At 69.0% G+C, this 17747-nt stretch carries 17 protein-coding genes; 9 read left to right on the top strand and 8 right to left on the bottom strand.

Features of this window, described 5'->3' with window-relative positions; translation table 11 throughout:
• Positions 1–140 precede the first annotated feature (140 nt).
• Complete coding sequence (locus tag IU450_RS18075) at positions 141–1139, top strand: sigma-70 family RNA polymerase sigma factor (protein ID WP_195150919.1); 999 nt, start codon at positions 141–143, stop codon at positions 1137–1139.
• A gap of 164 nt (positions 1140–1303) precedes the next feature.
• Here the strand turns inward: IU450_RS18075 and IU450_RS18070 are convergent, their stop codons facing one another.
• Entirely contained in the window at positions 1304–2854 is a 1551-nt protein-coding gene (locus IU450_RS18070) for an acyl-CoA synthetase (RefSeq protein WP_195150918.1), read from the bottom strand.
• A gap of 70 nt (positions 2855–2924) precedes the next feature.
• Positions 2925–3962, bottom strand: coding sequence for an LLM class F420-dependent oxidoreductase (locus IU450_RS18065; protein ID WP_195150917.1), 1038 nt, complete (start codon positions 3960–3962; stop codon positions 2925–2927).
• A 160-nt stretch (positions 3963–4122) separates the two neighbouring features.
• Between IU450_RS18065 and IU450_RS18060 the strand changes: the two genes are divergently transcribed.
• The 5 genes from IU450_RS18060 to IU450_RS18040 are packed head-to-tail and all read left to right on the top strand — an operon-like array spanning position 4123 to position 8594.
• Positions 4123–5043, top strand: a complete 921-nt coding sequence (locus IU450_RS18060) for a Zn-ribbon domain-containing OB-fold protein (protein WP_195151085.1) — start codon at positions 4123–4125, stop codon at positions 5041–5043.
• 12 nt (positions 5044–5055) lie between these two features.
• Positions 5056–6087: a thiolase domain-containing protein gene (locus tag IU450_RS18055; RefSeq protein ID WP_195150916.1), complete on the top strand. Its 1032-nt coding sequence runs from the start codon at positions 5056–5058 to the stop codon at positions 6085–6087.
• A complete protein-coding gene (locus IU450_RS18050; protein WP_195150915.1) occupies positions 6084–7262 on the top strand; it encodes a thiolase domain-containing protein in 1179 nt (392 codons plus the stop codon). The genes IU450_RS18055 and IU450_RS18050 overlap by 4 nt, the downstream gene beginning before the upstream one ends.
• A 5-nt stretch (positions 7263–7267) precedes the next feature.
• Positions 7268–8149, top strand: a complete 882-nt coding sequence (locus tag IU450_RS18045; protein ID WP_195151084.1) for a TIGR03619 family F420-dependent LLM class oxidoreductase — start codon at positions 7268–7270, stop codon at positions 8147–8149.
• A gap of 28 nt (positions 8150–8177) precedes the next feature.
• Positions 8178–8594 (top strand): nuclear transport factor 2 family protein, encoded by a 417-nt coding sequence (locus IU450_RS18040; protein WP_195150914.1) that lies wholly within the window; start codon positions 8178–8180, stop codon positions 8592–8594.
• A 57-nt stretch (positions 8595–8651) separates the two neighbouring features.
• Here the strand turns inward: IU450_RS18040 and IU450_RS18035 are convergent, their stop codons facing one another.
• Positions 8652–9953, bottom strand: a complete 1302-nt coding sequence (locus IU450_RS18035) for a cytochrome P450 (protein ID WP_228834736.1) — start codon at positions 9951–9953, stop codon at positions 8652–8654.
• A 102-nt stretch (positions 9954–10055) separates the two neighbouring features.
• Between IU450_RS18035 and IU450_RS18030 the strand changes: the two genes are divergently transcribed.
• Together IU450_RS18030 and IU450_RS18025 are read left to right on the top strand one after the other, a co-directional pair.
• Positions 10056–11219: a steroid 3-ketoacyl-CoA thiolase gene (locus IU450_RS18030; RefSeq protein ID WP_195150912.1), complete on the top strand. Its 1164-nt coding sequence runs from the start codon at positions 10056–10058 to the stop codon at positions 11217–11219.
• A gap of 359 nt (positions 11220–11578) precedes the next feature.
• Positions 11579–11995 (top strand): helix-turn-helix domain-containing protein, encoded by a 417-nt coding sequence (locus IU450_RS18025; protein WP_011207048.1) that lies wholly within the window; start codon positions 11579–11581, stop codon positions 11993–11995.
• Positions 11996–12284: 289 nt separating this feature from the next.
• On the opposite strand, the gene IU450_RS18020 is transcribed toward IU450_RS18025, so the two are convergent.
• The 5 genes from IU450_RS18020 to IU450_RS18000 form a co-directional block, all read right to left on the bottom strand.
• Positions 12285–13295 (bottom strand): hypothetical protein, encoded by a 1011-nt coding sequence (locus IU450_RS18020; RefSeq protein ID WP_195150911.1) that lies wholly within the window; start codon positions 13293–13295, stop codon positions 12285–12287.
• On the bottom strand, positions 13292–13807 hold the full coding sequence (locus IU450_RS18015) for an ImmA/IrrE family metallo-endopeptidase (protein WP_195150910.1): 516 nt from the start codon (positions 13805–13807) through the stop codon (positions 13292–13294). The genes IU450_RS18020 and IU450_RS18015 overlap by 4 nt, the downstream gene beginning before the upstream one ends.
• Positions 13808–13817: 10 nt before the next feature.
• Complete coding sequence (locus IU450_RS18010) at positions 13818–14873, bottom strand: hypothetical protein (RefSeq protein ID WP_195150909.1); 1056 nt, start codon at positions 14871–14873, stop codon at positions 13818–13820.
• 134 nt (positions 14874–15007) lie between these two features.
• Positions 15008–15919, bottom strand: coding sequence for an SDR family oxidoreductase (locus IU450_RS18005; RefSeq protein WP_195150908.1), 912 nt, complete (start codon positions 15917–15919; stop codon positions 15008–15010).
• 159 nt (positions 15920–16078) lie between these two features.
• Positions 16079–16861: an SDR family oxidoreductase gene (locus tag IU450_RS18000; RefSeq protein ID WP_195150907.1), complete on the bottom strand. Its 783-nt coding sequence runs from the start codon at positions 16859–16861 to the stop codon at positions 16079–16081.
• A gap of 64 nt (positions 16862–16925) precedes the next feature.
• Here IU450_RS18000 and IU450_RS17995 point away from each other — a divergent pair, with 64 nt between their 5' ends.
• Positions 16926–17690 (top strand): enoyl-CoA hydratase family protein, encoded by a 765-nt coding sequence (locus IU450_RS17995; RefSeq protein WP_195150906.1) that lies wholly within the window; start codon positions 16926–16928, stop codon positions 17688–17690.
• Positions 17691–17747: the final 57 nt, after the last annotated feature.

The raw sequence follows: 17747 nt of genomic DNA, 5'->3' as shown, positions 1-17747 counted from the left end.
CGGGCCACCCACGACAAACTCATCGCCCGAGCGCCGGTGACGCGTCCCACAGGCCGGGCAGGTTTAATGATCTTGATCAGCGGAGCCCCTCGAGTTCGAGGGCCTGTTTTGTGTCGGTGGCCTGTGGCAGGGTGACTCCCATGAACGACTCGTCCGGCTCCCCAGCCGGCCTCGCTCCCGATGTGCTCGCGGCGTTCGAGACCCATCGCAGAGAACTGTGCGCTTATGCCTACCGCATGCTCGGCTCCTCCTTCGAAGCGGAAGACGCCGTGCAGGAGACCTATACCCGGGCGTGGAAGTCCTATGACTCGTTCGAGGGCCGCGCCAGCCTGCGCTCCTGGCTGTACAAGATCACCACGAACGTCTGCCTGGACATGCTCGACGGCCCGCAGCGCCGGGCCCGGCCGATGGATCTGTCCGGTCCGTCGCGGCCGGATTCGCCGCTTCCCGCGCCGCAGCCGGACTACGTCTGGATCGAGCCCATCCCGAACGCGCTGGCCTTCGGCGCCGATCCGGCCGAGCGCGCCAGCGCCAAGGACACGCTGCGCCTGGCCTTCGTCGCCGCCTGCCAGCACCTGCCCGCCACCCAGCGCGCGATCCTGATCATGCGTGAGGTGCTGCGGTTCTCCGCCAATGAGACCGCCGAGGCGCTCACCATGTCGCCCGCGTCGGTCAACAGCGCGCTGCAACGGGCGCGCGCCACCATGTCCAAGGTGCAGCCCGCGGCCACCGACACCTACGACGAGACCGACGAGGACCAGCGCCGGCTGGTGGACAACTTCGTCAAGGCGTTCGAGGCCTACGACATGGACACGCTCACCACCTTGCTGAAAACGGATGTGGCGCTGTCCATGCCGCCGATCGAGCTGTGGATCTCCGGCCCGGAGAACGTGGCCGCGTTCATGCTCGGGCACGGAAGCGCTTGCCGCGATTCGCGAATGGTCCGCCTGGAGGGCGCTAACGGCCTGCCCGCCTTCGGCCACTACAAGCCGGGCGAGGAGCCGGGCGTGTGGGTGCCGTGGTCGATCACGGTGCTGGAACTCGACGGCGACACCATCGCCGGGCTGAACTTCTTCCTCGACACCGAGAAGCTGTTCCCGCTGTTCGGCCTCGCGCCCGAACTGCGCGAGCGCATCTGACCCGGAACCCGCGAATGCGCCCTTCGCGGTAGTCGCGAAGGGCGCATTCGCTTTTCGGCGTCGTCGCGCGGCCGGACCGCAGCCCCAGCGGACCGGCTACTCCGCCGCCTCGCCCCCGCCGGATCCGGGGCGGACTCTCACCCGACGCCGTCCGGCGGCGCGTGTCAGGACGCGGGGATGTACCGCTCGCGGAGCTTGCGCTTGTAGAGCTTGCCGTTGGGGTCGCGCGGCAGTTCGGGAAGATAGTCGATCGACTTGGGCATCTTGTACTTCGCCAACTGCGTGGCGGCGAAAGCGAGAAGCTCCTCGGTGAGCGCGTCGCCCGCGGCCACCCCGTCGGCGGGCTGCACGACCGCCTTCACCTCCTGGCCCCAATCCGGGTGTGGGATGCCGAAAACCGCCACATCGGCGACCTTCGGGTGGGTGATCAGAACGTTCTCGACCTCCGCCGGATAGATGTTCACGCCACCGGACAGGATCAGGTCCGAGCGCCGGTCGTGCAGGTAGAGATAGCCGTCCTCGTCGAGGTGGCCGATGTCGCCGACGGTGAACAGGTCGCCGACGCGCGAGTCCTCGGTCTTCGCCTTGTCGTGGTGGTACTCGAAACTCGAAGCGCCCATGCGCATGTAGACCAGACCCGTCTCACCCGCCGGGACCTCGGAGCCGTCTTCCTCGCTGAGCACCTTGATCACCGACCAGGGCCACGCCTTGCCGACCGAGCCCGGCTTGCGCAACCACTCGGAGCCGTTGATCACCGTGCCGCCGCCCTCGGTGGCCGCGTAGTACTCGGTGACCGTCGGCCCCCACCACTCCAGCATCTGCCGCTTGGTCTCCTGCGGGCAGGGCGCGGCGCCGTGCACCATGCTGCGCAGCGAGGACACGTCGTACTTGGCGCGCACCTCCTCCGGCAGCGCGAGCAGGCGGTGGAACTGCGTGGGCACCATGTGACTGTGCGTCACCCGGTGCTTGTCGATCAGCCGCAGCATGTCCTCGGCGTCCCAGCGATCCATCAGAACGAGCTTGTGGCCCAGCTGGATCGAGATGGTGGCGAAGTTCAGCACCGCGGTGTGATACAGCGGCGAGCCGCAGATGTGCACGTGGTCGTCGTAGGGCGTGAGTTCGAACAGGCCGAAGAACGCGGTGGTGTGCGGCGGAACGACATCGGGGTCGGCTCCGGTCAGCGGACGCCGAACACCCTTGGGCCGTCCCGTGGTTCCCGACGTGTACAGCATCGGCGCGCCCGTGCTGCGATCGGACGGGCGGCCGGTGTCCGCGGCGCCGAGCCAGGCCACCGACTTGAAGCCCTCGATCTCGCCCACCGCGAAGCGCGCCGTCGCGGGCAGCCCCGCCTCGTCGGCGGCGGCCTTCGCGGCGGCGGCGAAACGATCGCTGGCGATGAACGCCTTGGCCTCGCTGTCGGCCAGGATGTAGGCGACCTCCGGGCCGGTGAGGTGCCAGTTCACCGCGACGATGTACAACCCGGACTGGTAGGCGGCGAAGTAGGCCGCGATCGCCTCCACGCAGTTGTGCACCATGCTGACCAGCACGTCACCGGTCTTCAGGCCCAGCCCGCGCAGGCCGGTGGCGTAACGATTGGCGAGCGTGGCCAATTCGCGATACGTCACCTCCCGGCCCCAGGGATCGACCATCGCGATCCGATCGGGTTCGGCTTCGGCGATGTTCCACAGACCGAGAATTTTCACTGACTCCTGCATGGGGGGATTGTGAGGAGGCGGAGCCGACGGGGCTGGTGAGGCAGTCACCCCATTGAATCTAGAACGTGTTCTACTGTTCGACAAGGGGTGCGAGCCGATGCAATTGCGCGACATCCGGAACCGACACCAGCATCATCGTCACGCCCGCGGCCTCCCACACCCGCAGTTGCTTGCGGACGTGCTCCTCGTCGCCGATGATCGCGGTGTCCAGAATCAGCTCGTCCGGCACCACCGCCGCCGCCTCGGCCTTCTTGCCCGACTGGAACAGCCGGCCGATCTCGTCGACCTCGCGGTCGTATCCCATCCGCCGGTACACCTGGGCGTGGAAGTTCAGCTCGGGCGCGCCCATGCCGCCGATGTAGAGCGCCATGATCCAGCGCATCCGCTCCAGCTCGCTCGCCGGATCGTCGGTGATCACCACCTGGCAACTCGCGGCGATCTCGAAATCGTCCCTACCGCGCCGCGCGCCCGCCCGCGCGAAGCCCTCGTCGAGCCAGTCGTCGTACATCCCGGCCAGCCGGGGCGCGTAGTAGATGGCCAGCCAGCCGTCGGCGATCTCGGCGGTGAGCGCGACGTTCTTCGGACCCTCCGCGCCCAGCCAGATAGGCAAATCCGCACGTAGCGGATGCACGATCGGCTTCAGCGGCTTGCCGAGGCCGGTCGAGCCCGAGCCGGTGTAGGGCAGCGGATAGTGCGGGCCCTCGTTGACGACCGGAGCCTGGCGCGCCAGCACCTGGCGCACGATCCCGACGTATTCGCGGGTGCGCTGCAAGGGCTTGGCGAACGGCTGGCCGTACCAGCCCTCCACCACCTGCGGACCCGAGACGCCCAAACCGAGGATGGCGCGTCCGCCGCTGAGGTGGTCGAGGGTGAGCGCGTGCATGGCGGTCGCGGCGGGCGTGCGCGCCGACATCTGCACCACCGACGTGCCGAGGCGCACCCGCCGCGTGGACGAGCCCCACCAGGTGAGCGGGCCGAACGCGTCCGACCCCCAGGACTCGGCGGCGAACACGGCGTCGAACCCGGCTTCCTCGGCCGCCACCACCAGCTCCCCCGCGTTCACGGGCGGCTGGGCCATCCAGTACCCGAGTTGCAATCCGAACTTCACGCCGGACCCCTTTCCGATCAACTGCTTGCCACCAGAGTTAGAACCTGTTCTACTCGATATCGTGACTCAGGGGAATACTGCATCCACGGCAATCGCTGGTGGTAGCGGCACGGCATTGAACACAGCCGCCGTGCCCGATGTACTCAGCGCGCCCCTACGGATGCGTTTCGATTACACCCGCTCCGTCGGATCCACCATCGGGACATTTCTGACCCAGTTGCGCGACCACAAGATCGTCGGCGCGCGCGGCTCGGACGGCCGGGTGATCGTGCCCCCGCCGGAATACGACCCGATCACCGCCGAACCGCTGACCGAATTCGTCGACGTCGCCGACACCGGCACCGTCGAATCGTGGACCTGGGTGCGCGAGCCCCTGCCCGGCCAGCCGTTCGACCGCCCGTTCGCCTGGGCGCTGATCCGGCTGGACGGCGCGGACACCACGCTGCTGCACGCGGTCGACGTCGCCGCGCCCGAGGACATCAGCACCGGCTTGCGGGTGACCGCACGGTGGGCCGAGCAGACCGAGGGCAGCATTCGCGACATCGCCTGCTTCGAGCCGGGCGAGAACTCCGCCGCGCCGGTCCAGGCCGCGTCCGCCGATCCGGTGGCCGTGATCACCACGCCGGTCGATTTGTCCTACAAGCACACCGCGTCCCCGCAGGAGACCGTCTACCTGCGCGGCCTCGCCGAGGGCAAGCTGATCGGCGCGCGCACCGACGCCGCGGGCAAGGTGTACTTCCCGCCGCGCGGCGCGAACCCGACCGACGGCAGGCCGACCGACGAGTTCATCGAGCTGCCCGACCGCGGCACGGTCACCACCTTCTGCATCGTGAACGTGCCGTTCCTCGGGCAGCGGATCAAGCCGCCGTACGTGGCGGCGTACGTGCTGCTGGACGGCGCCGACATCCCGGTGCTGCACCTGGTGCTCGGGTGCGAGGCGAGCGAGGTGCGCATGGGCATGCGGGTGGAGGCGGTGTGGAAACCGCGCGAGGAGTGGGGCTACGGCCTGGAGAACGTGGACCACTTCCGTCCCACCGGCGAGCCGGACGCCGAATACGAGACCTACTCCCATCACCTCTGAGAGAGGCGCACGTTGACTGACAACGCCACCGACATCGCGGTCGTGGGTTTCGCCCACGCTCCGCACGTGCCGGAGACCTTCGGCACCACCAACGGTGTCGAGATGCTGGTGCCCTGCTTCCAGCAGCTCTACGACCGACTCGGCATCACCAAGGCCGACATCGACTTCTGGTGCTCGGGCTCGTCCGATTACCTTGCCGGACGCGCGTTCTCGTTCATCTCGGCGGTCGACGCCATCGGCGCGGTGCCGCCGATCAACGAGTCGCACGTGGAGATGGACGCGGCTTGGGCGCTGTACGAGGCGTGGGTGAAACTGCGCTCGGGGCAGGCGACGACGGCGCTGGTCTACGGCTTCGGCAAGTCCTCCGCGGGCACGCTGCGCCAGGTGCTCACCATGCAGCTGGACCCGTACCTGGTCGCGCCGCTGTGGCCGGACGCCTGGTCCATCGCGGGCTTGCAGGCGCGCGCCGGCCTGGACGCGGGCCGCTGGACCGAGCGGGACATGGCGGCCGTGGCGGCGAGCGACTCCGGTGACGTGGACAGCCTGCTCGACCAGCCGTATGTCGCCGATCCGCTGCGCGCGCACGATATCGCGCCGATCACCGACGGCGCGGCCGCGATCGTGCTCGCCGTGGGCGACCGAGCCCGCGAACTGTGCGAGCGTCCCGCCTGGATCACCGGCATGGCGCACCGGGTCGACACTCCCGTGCTCGGCGCGCGCGACCTGAGCGTCTCGCCCTCGACGGCGGCGGCCGCCCAGGCCGTCACCGGCGGCGATGTCAGCGGCTTCGACATCGCCGAGTTGCACGCCCCGTTCAGTCATCAGCAGTTGATCCTCGCCGAGGCGATCGGACTGAAGAACGGCACGAAGGTGAATCCGTCCGGCGGCGCGCTCGCGGCCAACCCCATGTTCGCCGCGGGCCTCGAACGCATCGGCTTCGCGGCCGAGGCGATCATCGCGGGCTCGGCGAATCGTGCGCTGGCCCACGCCACCAGCGGCCCCGCCCTGCAGCAGAACCTTGTGACCGTTTTGGAGACCCGATGACTACAGCTGGGGGCTTCCCCGCCGCGGTGCTCGGCACCGGACAGACCCATCACGTGACAAAACGGACCGACGTGTCCATGGCCGGGATGTGCCGTGAGGCGATCGACCGCGCCCTCGCCGACGCCGGTCTCACCATCGCCGACATCGACGCGGTCGTGGTCGGCAAGGCGCCCGATCTGTTCGAGGGCGTCATGATGCCCGAGTTGTTCATGGCGGACGCCTTGGGCGCCACCGGAAAGCCGCTGTTGCGCGTGCACACCGCCGGTTCGGTCGGCGGGTCCACCGGCATCGTGGCGACCAACCTGGTGCAGGCGGGTGTGCACAAGCGCGTGCTCGCGGTGGCCTGGGAGAAGCAGTCGGAGTCCAACGCCATGTGGGCGCTGTCGATTCCGGTGCCGTTCACCATGCCGGTCGGCGCGGGCGCGGGCGGGTACTTCGCGCCGCACGTGCGCTCCTATATCCGCCGCTCCAACGCACCGGGCCACATCGGCGCCATGGTCGCGACGAAGGACCGCCGCAACGGCGCCAAGAACCCGCTGGCCCACCTGAAGCAGCCCGACATCACGCTGGAATCGGTACTGGCCTCGCAGATGCTGTGGGACCCGATCCGCTTCGACGAGACCTGCCCCTCCTCCGACGGCGCCTGCGCGATCGTGCTCGGCGACGCGGACGCGGCGGCCGAGGTGGAGGCCACGGGCCGGAAGGTCGCCTGGGTGCACGCCACCGCGATGCGCACCGAGCCGACCACGTTCGCCGGACGCGACCAGGTCAATCCGCAGGCGGGACGGGACGCCGCCGCGGCGCTGTGGGAGGCGGCGGGCATCACCAACCCGCTCGAGGAGATCGACGTGGCCGAGATCTACGTCCCGTTCTCCTGGTTCGAGCCGATGTGGCTGGAGAACCTCGGCTTCGCGCCGCCGGGTGACGGCTGGAAGCTCACCGACAAGGGCGAGACCGAGATCGGCGGCACCCTTCCGGTCAATCCGTCCGGTGGCGTGCTGTCGTCCAACCCGATCGGCGCTTCCGGGCTCATTCGGTTCGCCGAGGCCGCCAAGCAGGTGATGGAGCGTGCCGGGGACTATCAGGTAGAGGGCGCGCGCAAAGCGCTCGGGCACGCGTATGGCGGTGGTTCGCAGTACTTCTCGATGTGGGTGGTCGGATCGGAGCGGCGGTGACCGCGCTGAAGTTCACCGTCGGCATCGCGCTGAGTCCCCTGGACCAGCTGTCCGAGCTCGCGAAAACCGCCGAGGAGTGCGGCTACGCGTCCATCGCGCTGCCGGACTCGCTGTTCTACATGAAGTCGGCGTCGGCGAAGTACCCCTACACCGCCGACGGCAGCCGGTTCTGGGGACCGGACACTCCGTGGGTCGACCCGCTCATCGGCGCGACCGCGATGGCGGCCGTCACCAGCCGCATCCGCTTCTACACCAACGTGCTGAAGCTGGGTTCGCGCAATCCGCTGCTGCTGGCCCGGCAGGTCGGCTCGGTGGCCAACCTGTCCGGCAACCGCTTCGGCTTCGGCGTCGGGATCGGCTGGGCTCCGGAGGAATTCGAGTGGTGCGGCGTGCCGTTCGCGCGCCGCGGCGCTCGGGTGGACGAGATGATCGAGGTCATCAAGCTGGCGCTGGCCGGTGGCATGGTCGAGTACCACGGCGAGTTCTTCGATTTCGATCCGCTGCAGATCAGCCCGGCGCCGAGTGCGCCGGTGCCGTTCTACATCGGCGGGCACACCGACGCGGCGCTGCGCCGCGCCGCGCGGGTGGGCGACGGCTGGACCTCGGCCATGATGACCTACGACGAACTGCGCGGCACCATCGGCAAGCTCGACGCGCTGCGCGCCGAGTACGGCCGCGCCGACGAGCCGTTCGAGATCCAGGCGGTGTGCGTCGACCGGTTCGGCCGGTCCGGCTATCAGGACCTCGTGGACGCGGGCGTCACCGACGCGATCGTGGTGCCCTGGCTGGCCGATGGCATCGGATTCGACGGCGAACTCGCCGCCAAACAGGACTCGCTGCGCAAGTTCGCCCAGCAGTACATCGCCGAACCCGTAGTCGCCGCATGAGACCATCGCACCGGCCGAGGGAGGCCCTATGACCAGCACCGATCATCCGGCCAGGGCAGCGGGCCTGGCCTCGCAGGCCGCCGTGCGAGCGCGGGACAAGCAGGCCTGGGTCGCGCTGTTCGCCGAAGACGGCATCGTGGAGGACCCCATCGGCCCTTCGGGCTTCGACCCGGAGGGCAAGGGCCACCGCGGCACGGAGGCCATCGCCGCGTTCTGGGACAAAGCGATCGCGAAGACCGACCTGATCGAGTTCCTGTTCGGCGACTCGTTCGCGTGCGGCAACGAGGTCGCCTTCACCGGCACCATCCGCAGCACCATCGGCGGTCACCGGATCGACGCCGACGGCGTGTTCACCTACCGGGTGGACGACGCGGGCAAGATCGCCGCGCTGCGCGCGTTCTGGGAGGTCGATCGCGCCATGAAGACCGCGCGACCGGTCGACTGAGTAGCGGGCATACGAAAAGGGGCCCTCGCACCATGGTGCGAGGGCCCCTTTCGTGTCTCAGTGCGCGACCGGGCAGGTCTTGTAGTCGACCGGGAGCTCCTTGATCCCGTTGAGCCAGCCCGAACGCAGCCGCTTCCCGTCGGCCACCTTGGTGATGTCGGGCAGGTGATCGGCGATGGCGTTGAAGATCAGGTCGATCTCCAGCCGGGCCAGGTTGGCGCCGATGCAGAAGTGCGCGCCGGTGCCGCCGAAGGCCAGGTGCGGGTTGTCCTTGCGCATGATGTCGAACTTCTCCGGCTGTTCGAAGACGTCCTCGTCGAAGTTGGCCGAGCGGTACAGCATCACCACCCGCTGGCCCTTCTTGATCTGCACGCCACCGAGCTCGGTGTCCTCCAGCGCGGTCCGCTGGAACGAGGTGACCGGAGTGGCCCACCGGATGATCTCGTCGGCGGCCGTGGCGGGGCGTTCCTTCTTGAACAGCTCCCACTGGTCCGGATTCTCCAAGAACGCGATCATGCCGTGCGAGATGGCGTTACGAGTGGTCTCGTTGCCCGCGACGGCCAGCATGATCACGAAGAAGCCGAACTCCTCCTCGGTGAGCTTGTCACCGTCGACGTCGGCCTCGATCAAGGTGGTCACGATGTCGTCGGCCGGGCACTGCTTGCGCGAAGCCGCCATCTGGTACGCGTAGCCCAGGATCTCGGCCGACGCCGCGACCGGGTCGGCGGTGCTCTCCGGGTCGTCGTAGCCGGTCATGTCGTTGGACCAGGTGAAGACCTTCATCCGGTCTTCCTGCGGGACGCCGATCAGCTCGGCGATGGCCTGCAGCGGCAGTTCGCAGGCGATCTGGGTGACGAAGTCCCCGGAGCCGGCTTCGGCCGCCGCCTTCACGATCGATTCCGCGCGCGCCGACAGCTCCGCTCGCAGGCCGTTGATGGCCCTCGGGGTGAAGCCGCGGGAGATGATCTTGCGCAGCTTGGTGTGCTCGGGGGCGTCCATGTTCAGCAGGACGATCCGCTGCAGCTCGATCTGCTCGCGGGCGATGTCGTCGTTGAACCGCGGGATGGCGGTGTTCTCGAAGCTGGAGAACACATCGCTGCGCCGCGAGACCTCTTTGACGTCGGCGTGCCTGCTGACCACCCAGAAGCCGTCGTCGTGGAAGCCGCTGACGTCCGGCGACTGCGGGTTCCACCAGATCGGCGCCGTCCGGCGCAGTTCGGCGAACTCTTCGACCGGAACACGCTCGGCGTAGATGTCCGGGTCCGTAACGTCGAACCCGTCCGGGAGATTCGGCCGGGCATTCCGAGTGTCTACCACCAGATGTCTCCTTCGACAAACTGAAACACGTTCTATAATCATTGAAGCACAGGCGCGAGTATGAGGAAAGAAACCGGACAGATCCGCCCCTGGCGAGCGCTATGAACGCGTTTCAGTTTTCTGTCCCATAACGAGAGGTTGGACATGGGCACACCCGTGATCGTCGAGGCCGCACGGACCCCGATCGGTAAGCGCGGCGGCTGGCTGGCGGGCCTGCACGCGGCCGAACTGCTCGGCGCGGCCCAGCGCGGACTGCTCGAGCGCGCGCACCTGGACCCCGCGCAGGTCGAACAGGTCATCGGCGGCTGCGTCACCCAGGCGGGCGAACAGTCCAACAACGTCACCCGGGTCGCATGGCTGCACGCGGGCCTGCCGTGGCAGGTCGGCGCCACCACGATCGACACCCAGTGCGGCTCGGCCCAGCAGGCCAACCATCTGATCGCGGGCCTGATCGCGGCCGACGCCATCGAGATCGGCATGGCCTGCGGCGTGGAGGCGATGAGCCGGGTTCCGCTGGGCGCCAACGTCGGCGAGAACGCCGGGCCGCGCAGGCCCGCGTCGTGGAACATCGACCTGCCCAACCAGTTCGAGGCGGCGGAGCGAATCGCCAAGCGGCGCGGCATTACTCGCGCGGATGTGGACGCGTTCGGCGCGCGCTCGCAGCGCTTGGCGGGGCAAGCATGGGCGGAAGGCCGATTCGATCGCGAGGTGCTCACCGTCACCGCCCCCGGAGTGGACAAAGAGGGCAATCCCACCGGAGAAAAGCTCGACGTGGCACGGGATCAGGGCCTGCGCGAGACCACCGTCGAGGGCTTGGCGAAGCTGAAGCCGGTGCTGGAAGGCGGCGTGCACACCGCGGGCTCGTCCTCGCAGATATCCGACGGCGCCGCCGCGGTGCTGCTGATGGACGAAAAGGCCGCTCAGCGGGCCGGTTTGCGGCCGCGGGCGCGGATCGTCACCCAGGCAGTGGTCGGCGCCGAGCCCGAGTTCCACCTCGACGGCCCGGTGCAGGCGTGCACCAGGCTGCTGGAGCGGTCCGGCATGAGCATCGGGGACATCGACCTCTTCGAGATCAACGAGGCGTTCGCGTCGGTCGCGCTTTCCTGGGCGTCGGTCCATCAGCCGGACATGGACCGGGTCAATGTCAACGGCGGCGCCATCGCCCTCGGGCATCCGGTCGGTTCCACCGGATCTCGCCTCATCACAACGGCTTTGCACGAGCTGGAGCGCTCCGATCGCTCTACCGCAATGGTTCTCATGTGCGCCGGTGGCGCACTCGCGACAGGGACGATCATCGAACGTTTGTGACTTCAACCATTTCGCACGCGTTGGTTGAACGTTCATCCCCTAGGGGCACAAACGTGTCGTACGCCACACAAACTCATGTACCGTCGAGTCCATGAGACGTCAGCTATCTTGCGGCTATCAAGACCCCTTGCGTCGAGACCCCAGCGACGGGCCAGAACCGGTTCGTACCGCGGCTTCTCGAGAGGCCTTGGCGTGACCCGCAAACGCGACCGTCCCAGTGCCTTCGCCGCCTTCCGACCTAGAAGCTTCAAGGAAATCCGGAATCAGGCGTAGGTTTTCAGTTACTGAGCCGCTAATATCAATGATACGTATCCGAGATAACGACTGTTAGTACAGCGAAGGGAATTGGGCGGCTCACAATGGCTGATTTCGCGGCGCGGCTGAACAAGCTGTTCGAAACCGTGCATCCCCCGGGGCGTAAGCCGCACACCAACGCGGAGGTTGCGGCGGCGCTGACGGCCTCCGGACATCCGATCTCGAAACCGTACCTGTCGCAGTTGCGGTCGGGACAACGGACGAACCCGTCGGATGAGACGGTGGCCGCCCTGGCGAAGTTCTTCAAGGTCAAGCCGGACTACTTCTTCAACGACATCTATGCCGCCAAGATCGATCACGATCTGGAGCTGCTGTCCCAGCTGCAGGGCTACGGACTGCGGCGGCTGTCGAGTAGAGCGTTCGACTTGTCCGAAGAATCACAGAACCTGCTCACGTCCATGGCGGAGAAGTTGCGGGCCAGCGAAGGCTTGCCCGAAATTCCTCCGGACGGCACCGAATAGGTTCTCCCGCACGGCAGCACAGTGCGACCCGCTGGGTCGCACTGTGCTGTGTTATGCACGCGCAAAGATGCGCAGCACACAACCGGCGCGGGTACGTGCCCCGAGAATTTCGGACACGTACCCGCTCCGGCCCTCGCTGTGGTCCGGATCACATGCCTGCATAACCGCTTTCGGCGCGATAGAGCGGTCTACGTTCGCGCCGAACGAGATTCCCGATCCAACCGGTCTGTCCGAAAAGTCCGATCAGTAGCGCTATTGCGTCGGATTGATCGTATTCGCGCGAAGTCGGTCAATTTCGCGCGGCCACGGACGAGGTGGCCCGATAGGCCCGCGCGATGGCCTGAACCCATCCCCGAGGACTAATGCCTTCGGGCGGAGCAATCCATCGGGCGTCCACCGCGAACTCTCCCACGGGATCGCGCGCCCACCGCGCGACCCGATCGGCCCGTTCCGGCACGGAGGTGGGCGGCGGTGCGAGTTCCGCCAGCACGAGCCCCCCACCGGACTGTAGATACAGCGCGTCGATGATCTGCGCCACCTGGTCGGAAGCCGCTAGCTGCGTGGAGAATCCGGTCTGTTCGTGCGCGACCACTTCGGGAAAGCGCCCGACCATGACCCGGTGCAGCGGACGGATCCGGCGCATCAGCACCCGCGCGCGCACCCAGAGTTCCACCACGATCCACACCGCGCCGAGCGCGATGAGCAGGCTCGCGATCCCCCAGACGGGCCAGGCCCAGGTCCGGTCGCCGGGCGCGACGCGGGGCGCGTGCTCGAACGCGCGCCGGATCTGCCCCACGGCCAGCACCGCGACCAACGCGGTTCCCGCCGTATAGAGCGCGATGCCACGGCCGAGCGCGGTCCAGTCCAGATTGCGCAATCCGGTCACGACGACGAAGGCGCATCCCCCGGCCACGGCCACCCAGCCGACAGTGAACGACCAGGCCAGCGTGACCACGACCGCGAACAGGCCGACGCCATAGATGCCCAGGCCGATCTGCCGCAGGTTCTGCCGCGACACCACGGGCCAGGCCGCCGCGGCGACGACCGAGGTGGCCGCCGCGAACGCGATCCAGCTCGCGGTGACCACTCCATCGGACAGCCAGCCCGCGTGCACACCGCCGGGAACGAGATTGTTCACGGCGACCGCGACCTCGGGCACGGCGACGGTGGCGGCGAGCGCCACCGCGGCCACCGCGACGACGATGGCCACCCGGGCCGTGGTCGCGGGTTTGACCAGGACGCGCCCGACCCGTGCGCCGGCGGCCGTCCAGACCAGCAGAGCCGTCGTCCACAGGGTCATCCGAGTGCCTCGTCGAATCGAAGGACCGAGACGCCCGCGCCCCGGTTGTCGAACACGCGCAGCCGGGTCATCAGCATGGCGGCGAACGTCTCGGCCTCCCATTCGGCGAGTTCGTCGGCGCCGTCGTCGACGATCTGCTGGTGCGCGCGCTGGCTGAGCATGTAGGCGATCAGGTCGTCGCTCGCCGCCAAGGTCACCTCGGGCGCGGGCACGCCTTCGTGATCGAAGACGATGTGCCCCAGTTCGTGGGCGAGGGTGTGCTCGCGGCTCGGCAGGGTCTCGGCCAGCACGATCACGTCGCGGTCGGGGTAGAACCGGCGCTGCCCGCAGACGCCGGGACCCAGACGCGCACTGGCGATCTCGATCTCGCGGCGCCGCTCGCCCGCGATCGCGCGAACGACCTCGTCGAGGGTGGTCGCGTCGAAGTCGGCCGCCACCGCGCACACCGCGTCGACGGCGGCGGCGACCCGCCGGTAGGACCGCAAGTCATCGCGTATCCGGCTCACGCTCATCGGCTGCCCCTCACGGCCTCGGGAAGAACTGGGCACGGGCAGCGTCGATCCTGGCCTGCGCGGCCGCCGCGCTGTGGAAGCTGATCACCCCGGATCCCACGCCCGCGAGGGTGAGCGCGATCAGTCCGCCGATCACCGGCAGCAGCTGCGGTGCGGGCAACAGGTCGGTGCTGTTCGCCGGGCGGACCGCCGGGGACACGTGCTGCTCGTGCAGGGGCGCGGGCGCGGCAAGATCGGGCGCGGGCGCGGCGAACGGCGGAATCATAGGCGCACCAATAGGAATCGGCGAGATCCACGGCGCCGCGGGGGCGGGTACCGGAGGAACGGTCACCGGTGGCAGCGCGGGGGCGGGCGGAACCGTCGCCTGCGGGAGCGGAATCAACAACAGCAGCAAGGGACTCGCGGAACCAACGGCCGCCGAGCCCACCGCGGCGGAACCAGTTGCGGCCGAACCGGTCACGGCGGAGCCGGTGCCGCCCACGATGGCGGACCCGGTGCCCAGCACGGCGGAACCGGCACCCAGCACGGCGGAACCGGTACCGAGCACGGCGGAACCGGTGCCGCCGACGACGGCGGATCCAGTGGCCAGCGCGGCCGAACCGGTACCCAAGACCGCCGACCCGACGGCCGCAGAACCGGTACCGAGCGCGACACCCAGACCGGCCGAGCCGGAACCGAGGGCGAGCGCCAGCCCGGCGGACCCGGAACCGAGCACCACACCGAGACCGGCCGAACCCGATCCGAGCACCGCGCCGAGACCGGCCGAACCGGAACCGAGGACCGTGCCGAACCCGGCGGAGTCGGCAGCCGCCGAACCCGCAGCGGCCGAACCGGTCCCGGCGACCGGGCCGGCCGAGTCGGCCGGAGCCGCGCTGATCTCCGATCGCTGCCCTGGCACCGTCAGCGGGTACCAGGCATCGCCGCTGTCGTAGGGCGGCGGAGTGGGGTCGGCGACGCACGAGGGGCAGGGAGGTTGCGCATCGGCGGAGGCCGCGCCGCCGAGCAGCGCCGAGCCCGCCACAGCGCAGGCTGCTGCCAGCACATGGAATGCGCGACCTACCGCCATGCGCCGAGCCTTCCCCTCATCAGTCGAAGCGCAGTTCAGTGCCCGGTCGCCACTCTCACACGGGACTTTCCGAACGGATGGGTGCCCATAGTAGACCCCGGTCCGCGAACGCGCCCCGAAAGGGGCGAAGCCGGTCAGGCCCCGTACACCGGCTCCGGCGCAGGCGCCTTGGCGATCAGATCGGCCACCACCGGGCCGAGTTCGGCCGGCTCCCAGCGCGCGCCGCGATCGACGGCCACCCCGTGCCGCCAACCGTCGGCCAGCGCCACCTTGCCGCCCTCGACCTCGAACACCCGCCCGGTCACCGCCGCCGACTGCGCGCTGCCCAACCACACGACCAGCGGAGATATGTTCTCCGGCGCCATCGCGTCGAAGCCGTTCTCCGGTTTGGCCATCATGTCCGCGAACACCGTCTCGGTCATCCTGGTGCGCGCGGACGGGGCGATCGCGTTCACCGTCACGCCGTAACGGGCGAACTCGGCGGCGGCGGTCAGCGTCAGTCCGGCGATGCCCGCCTTGGCCGCGCCGTAATTGCCCTGACCGACGCTGCCTTGCAGACCGGCGCCGGAGCTGGTGTTGATGATCCGGCCGTCCACCGGGCGGCCCGCCTTGGCTTCCGCACGCCAGTATTCGATCGCGTGCCGCATGGTGGCGAAGTGGCCCTTCAAGTGCACGCGGACCACCGCGTCCCACTCGTCCTCGCTCAGGTTGACCAGCATCCGGTCGCGCACGAAACCGGCGTTGTTGACCAGCACGTCCAGCCTGCCGAAGGTGTCGACGGCCTGGCGGACGAGCCTGCGAGCGCCTTCCCAGTCGGCGACGTCGTCGCCGTTGGTCACGGCCTGGCCGCCGAGCGCCTCGATCTCCGCGACCACCTGCGCGGCAGGCGTTTCCGCGGTGGCCGCGCCGTCGAGCGTCGACCCGATGTCGTTGACCACCACGCGAGCGCCCGCCGCGGCGAACGCGAGGGCGTGCGCCCGGCCGATGCCCCGGCCCGCGCCGGTGACGATGACGACGCGTCCGGCGCAGATCTGCTCGGTGTCCATACTGTGTCCCTTTCCGATGTGAGCGGGCCCTCCATGGTCACGCTCCGCTGCCGCCTCCGGGCCTGATCGCTCCTGCCCGGTGTCCCTTCCGATATGAGCGGGGCCGGCGTGCTCACGCTCCGCCGCCCATGCCCGTGTTCTTCTTCCTGTCCGGCGTGTTCAGGACTGCTGGTCGGCAGTTGAGGCGGCGAGGAAGGCAGGCCGCTCGCCACCGCCGTGCACCAGCAGGGTCGCGCCGCTGACGTAGGCGGCCAGCGGCGAGGCCAGGAACACCGCGCAGCGGCCGACGTCGTCGGGGCGGGCCATGCGGCCGAGCGGAATGGTCCGGCCCACCGCGTCGACGCCGTCCTGATCGCCGTAGTGCAACCGGCTCAGTTCGGTGTCCACCGGGCCGACCACCAGCGAGTTCACCCGCACTTTCGGCGCCCACTCGACGGCGAGCGAGCCGGTGAGACTGTCCATGCCCGCCTTGGCCGCGCCGTAGGCCGCGGTCCCCGGCGACGGGCGGTGCCCGCTGACGCTGGAGACGTTCACGATCGAGCCGCCCTCGTCCTGCCGCTGCATCACCGCGTTGGCGGCCTGCGCCATCAGCAGCGGAGCGAGCAGGTTCAGCTCGACGATCTTGGTATGGAAGTTCTTGCTCGCCTCGGCGGCGAGCGCGAAAGGAGCACCGCCGGCGTTGTTGACCAGATGGTCGAGGCGGCCGTGGCGCTCGGTGATCGTGTCGACCAGCGCGTGCACCGCCTCCGCGTCCCGCACATCGCAGGGCAGATAGTCGATCGCGCGCCCGTCGACTTCGACCGGCGCGTCGGCCGGTCGCCGCGCGCACGCCACGACGGTCGCGCCCGCGGCCAGGAACGCCTTGCTCACGCCCGCGCCGACGCCGCGCACACCGCCCGTCACCAGAACGACGCGCCCGGCCAGATCGATTTCGAGTGCCACCGTGCTAACCTACCAAGCAACTGCTTGCTTTGCCAATGCGCTGGTACACACGATGGGACTTGCCATGGGGATCAACCGCCACTCCGAATCGACCGGCATCAGCGTGGTCACGGTCGACTATCCGCCGGTCAACGCCATCCCTACCGACGGTTGGTTCGCCATCGCCGACGAAGTGCGCGCGGCGGGCCGGGATCCGGACACCAAGGTGGTGGTGCTGCGCGCGGAGAACCGCGGGTTCAACGCGGGTGTGGACATCAAGGAGATCCAGAGCAAGCCCGGCCACCAAGCGCTGATCGACGCCAACCACGGCTGCTTCGAGGCGTTCGCCGCGGTGTACGAGTGCCAGGTGCCGGTGATCGCGGTGGTGCAAGGCTTCTGCCTCGGTGGCGGTATCGGGTTGGTGGGCAACGCGGACGTCGTGATCGCCTCCGACGACGCCACTTTCGGACTGCCCGAGGTCGACCGCGGCGCACTCGGCGCGGCGACGCACCTCGCACGGCTGGTGCCCCAGCACCTGATGCGCGCGCTGTTCTACACCGCGAGCACCATCACCGCGCAGCAGTTGCACCACCACGGCTCGGTCTACCAGGTGGTTCCGCGCGCCGAACTGGACGCCGCCGCCTTGGAGCTGGCCAAGAACATCGCGGCCAAGGACGGCCGGGTGATCCGTGCGGCCAAGCGGGCCCTCAACGGCATCGACGTGCAGGACGTGCACCGCAGCTACCGGTACGAGCAGGGATTCACCTTCGAACTCAACCTCGCCGGCGTCGCCGACGAGATCCGCGCCCGGTTCGACGACGACCTCGCGGCGCGCAAGAGCGAGCAGTGAGACGCGGCGCGAACGACGGGCCCGGCGGCGGCAGCGTGCGCGACCACCGAGGGCCCC

It is taken from the genome of Nocardia abscessus, from assembly GCF_015477775.1.
Lineage (GTDB): Bacteria > Actinomycetota > Actinomycetes > Mycobacteriales > Mycobacteriaceae > Nocardia > Nocardia abscessus_A.
This window is presented reverse-complemented; position numbering and strand designations above follow the sequence as displayed.

Excerpts from the sequence above, each read along its gene's own strand:
- IU450_RS18075 (WP_195150919.1), top strand. The coding sequence starts at position 141 with ATGAACGACTCGTCCGGCTCCCCAGCCGGCCTCGCTCCCGATGTGCTC.
- IU450_RS18070 (WP_195150918.1), bottom strand. The coding sequence starts at position 2,854 with ATGCAGGAGTCAGTGAAAATTCTCGGTCTGTGGAACATCGCCGAAGCC.
- IU450_RS18060 (WP_195151085.1), top strand. The coding sequence starts at position 4,123 with ATGCGTTTCGATTACACCCGCTCCGTCGGATCCACCATCGGGACATTT.
- IU450_RS18050 (WP_195150915.1), top strand. The coding sequence starts at position 6,084 with ATGACTACAGCTGGGGGCTTCCCCGCCGCGGTGCTCGGCACCGGACAG.
- IU450_RS18040 (WP_195150914.1), top strand. The coding sequence starts at position 8,178 with ATGACCAGCACCGATCATCCGGCCAGGGCAGCGGGCCTGGCCTCGCAG.
- IU450_RS18035 (WP_228834736.1), bottom strand. The coding sequence starts at position 9,953 with ATGATTATAGAACGTGTTTCAGTTTGTCGAAGGAGACATCTGGTGGTA.
- IU450_RS18030 (WP_195150912.1), top strand. The coding sequence starts at position 10,056 with ATGGGCACACCCGTGATCGTCGAGGCCGCACGGACCCCGATCGGTAAG.
- IU450_RS18025 (WP_011207048.1), top strand. The coding sequence starts at position 11,579 with ATGGCTGATTTCGCGGCGCGGCTGAACAAGCTGTTCGAAACCGTGCAT.
- IU450_RS18020 (WP_195150911.1), bottom strand. The coding sequence starts at position 13,295 with ATGACCCTGTGGACGACGGCTCTGCTGGTCTGGACGGCCGCCGGCGCA.
- IU450_RS18015 (WP_195150910.1), bottom strand. The coding sequence starts at position 13,807 with ATGAGCGTGAGCCGGATACGCGATGACTTGCGGTCCTACCGGCGGGTC.
- IU450_RS18010 (WP_195150909.1), bottom strand. The coding sequence starts at position 14,873 with ATGGCGGTAGGTCGCGCATTCCATGTGCTGGCAGCAGCCTGCGCTGTG.
- IU450_RS18005 (WP_195150908.1), bottom strand. The coding sequence starts at position 15,919 with ATGGACACCGAGCAGATCTGCGCCGGACGCGTCGTCATCGTCACCGGC.
- IU450_RS17995 (WP_195150906.1), top strand. The coding sequence starts at position 16,926 with ATGGGGATCAACCGCCACTCCGAATCGACCGGCATCAGCGTGGTCACG.